This window comes from Opitutales bacterium, assembly GCA_013215165.1.
Lineage (GTDB): Bacteria > Verrucomicrobiota > Verrucomicrobiia > Opitutales > JABSRG01 > JABSRG01.
The window spans coordinates 1-4,761 of record JABSRG010000111.1; the positions used below are offsets into that span (position 1 = coordinate 1).

7 protein-coding genes and 1 pseudogene are annotated in these 4,761 nt (G+C 46.2%); all 8 read left to right on the plus strand.

What is annotated here, in order from left to right; all coding sequences use genetic code 11:
- The first annotated feature begins 127 nt into the window (after positions 1-127).
- The gene (locus HRU10_14900) at positions 128-430 is read left to right on the plus strand and encodes a winged helix-turn-helix transcriptional regulator (protein ID NRA28521.1); all 303 of its coding nucleotides are present in this window, start codon (positions 128-130) and stop codon (positions 428-430) included.
- Between the two features lie 113 nt (positions 431-543).
- Positions 544-807: a type II toxin-antitoxin system ParD family antitoxin gene (locus tag HRU10_14905; GenBank protein NRA28522.1), complete on the plus strand. Its 264-nt coding sequence runs from the start codon at positions 544-546 to the stop codon at positions 805-807.
- A gap of 4 nt (positions 808-811) precedes the next feature.
- Positions 812-1,103: pseudogene (locus HRU10_14910) on the plus strand (type II toxin-antitoxin system RelE/ParE family toxin).
- A 475-nt stretch (positions 1,104-1,578) separates the two neighbouring features.
- Positions 1,579-2,367, plus strand: a complete 789-nt coding sequence (locus HRU10_14915; GenBank protein ID NRA28523.1) for a GNAT family N-acetyltransferase — start codon at positions 1,579-1,581, stop codon at positions 2,365-2,367.
- A gap of 580 nt (positions 2,368-2,947) precedes the next feature.
- On the plus strand, positions 2,948-3,367 hold the full coding sequence (locus HRU10_14920) for a hypothetical protein (GenBank protein ID NRA28524.1): 420 nt from the start codon (positions 2,948-2,950) through the stop codon (positions 3,365-3,367).
- Positions 3,368-3,684: 317 nt separating this feature from the next.
- Complete coding sequence (locus tag HRU10_14925) at positions 3,685-3,951, plus strand: hypothetical protein (protein ID NRA28525.1); 267 nt, start codon at positions 3,685-3,687, stop codon at positions 3,949-3,951.
- 133 nt (positions 3,952-4,084) lie between these two features.
- Positions 4,085-4,261 (plus strand): hypothetical protein, encoded by a 177-nt coding sequence (locus HRU10_14930; GenBank protein ID NRA28526.1) that lies wholly within the window; start codon positions 4,085-4,087, stop codon positions 4,259-4,261.
- Between the two features lie 6 nt (positions 4,262-4,267).
- Positions 4,268-4,753 (plus strand): hypothetical protein, encoded by a 486-nt coding sequence (locus HRU10_14935; GenBank protein NRA28527.1) that lies wholly within the window; start codon positions 4,268-4,270, stop codon positions 4,751-4,753.
- The last annotated feature ends 8 nt before the right edge of the window (positions 4,754-4,761 follow it).

Sequence of the window (4,761 nt, forward strand, 5' to 3'; positions counted from 1 at the left end):
TTTTTGTTTTGTTATCCACTGACCTTCAGTGGTTTAACCGCAACTCGCGATACTTTTTTATGCAAAATCCGGGCTAGCGGCGCTGGAAGCGGGAGACCATCAAGGGCTTGGCCAATCAGATGTTCTCATGCTGGCCAACCTGAACTGTGGTCGAACCTATCCCTCCGAGGTGGCCCGCCGAATCGGGGTCACGCGCCAGGCCGTCTACAAGATGCTCAAAAACCTTGAGAAGAAGGAGATCGTTTCACTTGAGCTGGATACGGAACGTCGTAACAGCAAAACGATCGTGATCACACCTAAGGGCGAAGAGCTTATTCGCGCAGCAGTTGGGATACTAAAGGAAATCGAGGGCGAGCTGCAGGCTCGCCTTCCCCCGGGATCTGTTGAGCAACTGCGAGCAGTCCTTGAACAAGATTGGGGCGAGCCTTAGCCTGAGTCATGAATAACGGGTCGACTCAACGCGCTATCGCGCGTGAATGACCTCGAACGTTCTAAAAAATAACAATCATCGACAATCTTTGTTGTTTTGCCATTTTGACGTGGATGAACGTATCACTGACTCCAAAACTTGAAGAATGGGTCCAAGAAAAGGTCCAAAGCGGGATGTATAATTCGTCATCGGAGGTTGTTCGAGACGCGTTACGACTACTTCACGACTATGAAGGGCAGCGTCAGAGAAAACTTGATGGTTTGCGTAGTGAGTTACTTCTTGGGCACGAGCAAATAAAGAGCGGTAAGAAGAAGGATTTTGGTCCCTCGCTAGTTGAGAGAATTAAGCGTAAAGGAAGAGAGCAAGTAGGTGTCTAAGCCCTTGTATATCTCAGATCAAGCCGTTGAAGATCTTGAGGATATTTGGGCTCATATAGCGGACGACAGCATTACCCGTGCTGACGGATTCATTGATCGGCTATACTCGAAGTGCGTGGATCTATCAGGGCTAGATGGGATAGGTAGATCTCGTGACGAGTTGCTCCCCGGGGTTGAAAAGTTTTCCTTTCAAGCGCTACGTGATATATTTTTACCGAAGTGATACTGGAGTGGATATCGTTAGAGTGCTTTATTCGGCAAGAGACATTGACGAGATATTCAGAGTCTCTGAATAGGACAAGAATGATCCCCGAAGGCGGCAATCTATTCGAGCCCATGGATCCGAGAGTCGTCGAAACCGCCTCCACCGCTCACAATGATTGGAGGGGCACGCTTTGACGTGACCCACAGCCTGGGCAAAGTCAGACAATCCAAGCGACTGAATTTGTGCAAAATGCTTTCAGCAGAAAAGTTTTCACGCAAGGGTGCCAAGCAGGTGCGTAGGGCGGAGCGATAATGCTGCTTGAAGCGCGCACGAGGGTACTGGGCTTTGCGATGAGGTATGATGGCGACGCACAGCGCTGGTCGGAAGAAAATCCTCGCCTACGCTCACCATCGTTTTAGCTTTTTCCAACATTATGCACATGAAATTATACAATCCATTGATAAAAAAATATTTATATATTGATTTTTGGACTTTTTGCTTGCTCGAAAAACGGTGATGTAACGACGATTCGTTGATATAATATTAACCGTTGGGCGGCTGATCAAATGAATGCAATCGAAAGCGTTTATCGTTCAGGGTTCGAATGGGCCCGCCTTGGCCTAAAGGTCATTACCACTGGATACGCACAGTTAGTGTTAAATCCAGGTGACCCAGAGCATCATGAAGGCAATGCTGCCTGGTATGTGTCGATCGAAGATAAAGAGATGGGCTACCTACAGGATATTGAAACAGTCTATGCTGAACATGGTCTCACCTGTCATCATGTCGTCCCACATTATTCATCAGATAAAACGGTAAAATTTCTGAAAATGCAAAACTATCTAGATAGCCCTGCCTATGGTTTTATGATCGAGCCATATTTTGCTTCTTTGCCGGCCAGCTATGAATTTATTCCTGCCGAAAGTGAACTAGATTTATACGAAAAGGTGTACTCTCTTCCCGGCCAACGATTCGCTTTCCCCGAAATAAGAAGCACTCTCGAACGGCTTGTTGCACAGAACTCGCTCAGGCTTTTTTCTTGTCGTTACAATGGCCAATTGGTTGGGCGGGTTGGGGCACTTCGTGTTTCCGATGGCACACTGCGTTTGAAGAGTATATTCGTCAGTAGTGCACACAGAAAACGAGGCGTTGCCACAGTAATGCTGCAACACGTATCCAACATTGCAAAAATCGAAGGGGCTTCAAGATTAAGCTCTGAAGTCGAAATATCGAATGTCTCATCTGTTAAGTTACACCGCAAATTTGGCTTCGAAGACGTTGGTTTTGTGCACTGCTTCACCAGAGACGCCCAACAAGGCAATCCAGCGGGCGCCTTCGGCGCCGCTGCTTTTTGACGTTGGCCAAAAAGCATGAAACCAGACGCGACAATAAGAATTGAAGGGCTTAAGTAAGGACGGGGGTATAATTGTGGGCACACGAGGCACTCCGGCGCCGGCGAAGCGCCGCCCTCCATCGCCCTAAATGATTGGAGAGGCACGCTTTGACGTGACCCATAGCCGAGGCAAAGTCAGAAAATCGAAGCGACTGAGTTGGTGCAGAATGCTTTCGGCAGCAAAGGTTTCACACAAGGGTGCCAAGTGGGTGCGTAGGGCGGAGCGATAATGCTGCTTGAATCGAGCACGAGGGTCCTGGGCTTTGCGATGAGGTATGATGGCGACGCGCAGCCCTGCTCAGCAGAAAACCCTCGCCTCCGCTCACCATCGTTTTAGCCTTTTTCAATATTATGACATGAAGTCACACAATCCATCAATTATTGAATAGATGAAATGTAATTATCTTCTTTTTCTGTTATTCACTGTAATAACAATAACATGTAGCGGAAGAACGATTGTTATCGTAGAAGAACGATGCGATTTCTATGTTCCTTCGAAGTTTGTCCAAGGAGGTGTATTAATCCTCAAAGAAAAGGGAAAGGTGGAGACGTTAGTAAAGTCGAAAGGCGCATTACCTCAGCTGATAGACCCCGATGAGTCTTTAGTTTCGGCGAACTCATTCGCGACAAATAATGCCGCAGGGCGGATTTCTTACTCAGTTTACGAAGGGGGCATTGCCGATGAGTTTTATGACGCGGTTCGTGAGAAGATAGATGAGGCTCAGAGCCAAAAATCAAACTTTATTAAACTCAATGACAGCCGAGTTTTGAAAAAGGGTGATCATTATTGGATATATCACGACGTTGAATACTCTGGATCCAACCAAAATCGCCGTGTCGTGACCCTGAGGTCTTCGATCGACGGACAAACAGTATTGATCAGGTATGAGTGTCGTGCTGATCGTTTCACTAGATATAAGGAAGATTTCACAAAGTCGATCAACAGTATCTATGTGCACTGAGAGATCTAACAAGGAGACATATTCAGCCCAATTCCAGTTAATCACTTGATTGACAGCATACCAGAAATCCGTGGTTAAAACAGTGTTCAACTCGCGCCCGCTTCGCTCGCGGCGCAGAGCCACTGAGAAAGTATGAATAGGCTTTTGATCGAAGATTATTCCTACCTAACAGCCCCCTGAAGATAGTCACAGAGTAGAAAACATGCCATTTCAATCCCAACATCCAACCCACATTACCGGCGGGCCATATTCAGCCAGTGGCCCCAATGTCGGCTGATGCCGCCATCAAGGCCCCCCCTACGTTCGGAAGAAAACAAATGGAATCTGAATTATCCAGATCGGTAGCGTGCTACGACAAGCGAGACGACAAACTCGTGTTCGACATCGAGTTGGATCATTTTCCGATAGATCGAATCCGACCTTTCTGGGAAACAGGAGAAGATAAAGAGATGATTTGTATCTACAAAATCGAAAGATATCAGATGCCAGAGATCCGGAGCATTCTGCCCAAGAACATCGAGTTCGAATGGAATGAAGAAAAGTATGAGTATTTTCTAGAGTGTCACCAGAAAGCAGAGACATGATTTATCCGAACAAGGCCGCTCAAACAATGTCGGCAATAGCTCGCCTCTTTCGCGACGACCGTATGGAAATCAATATCAGAACCAAGGGAACCTCAAACGAAGCCAACATCATGTGGCTTTGGCGTTAGAGAAAATGAAACGACTTCTACAGCTAACCCAAATACTTGGAGTGATCATGTTCACCGCACTGGCATTATATGCGAATTTGGGTCAAGAGCACCTAAAAGATTACGCAAGAGACTACATCAATCAGGCAATCGAGCCGAAAGTGACTACGTCAATCGGAATCGCGAGCGAGCTTCTAGAATAACCGAAAGTGAAGGAATTCTTAGCCCCCCATCAAAAGTCTATCATTGAAGCCGAAATCGCGACCTATCTAGCCGACCCAACACGATACATTCAAAAAATTACTGATGATGAGGTTACAGGCGCAGTACCAACCACAATAGAAGCCAAAAGAATAAACCCATTGATGAAAGGCCTTCTAGAAAAGATCACCTCATGGAAAAAGTCGGTAGAGAAATACTTCAATGAGACGTTTTCTGACATCATATTTGACCTCACCTTATTCTCTATAAGCAATATCTTTGCATTTGGAACCGCACTTTGGCTTTTGAATCGCGAAGGAATGATCGACCTAATTTCATATCGAGTGGCGTCTGGTATCATCACATGCTCCGTAATTTACGCATCCGCTATGTATTTTGATCAGAATTGGTTTTTCACTGTTTTGCTTATTACTCCGCTAATGCAAAAGGTGACTTCATGCGGCGTATTTGGCATGTGGGTGTTGGAAGCATGAAATGATCT

Bases quoted from the DNA above. Each gene is read 5' to 3' on its own strand.
- HRU10_14905 (NRA28522.1), top strand. From the start codon at position 544: ATGAACGTATCACTGACTCCAAAACTTGAAGAATGGGTCCAAGAAAAG.
- HRU10_14925 (NRA28525.1), top strand. From the start codon at position 3,685: ATGGAATCTGAATTATCCAGATCGGTAGCGTGCTACGACAAGCGAGAC.
- HRU10_14930 (NRA28526.1), top strand. From the start codon at position 4,085: ATGAAACGACTTCTACAGCTAACCCAAATACTTGGAGTGATCATGTTC.
- HRU10_14915 (NRA28523.1), top strand. From the start codon at position 1,579: ATGAATGCAATCGAAAGCGTTTATCGTTCAGGGTTCGAATGGGCCCGC.
- HRU10_14900 (NRA28521.1), top strand. From the start codon at position 128: ATGCTGGCCAACCTGAACTGTGGTCGAACCTATCCCTCCGAGGTGGCC.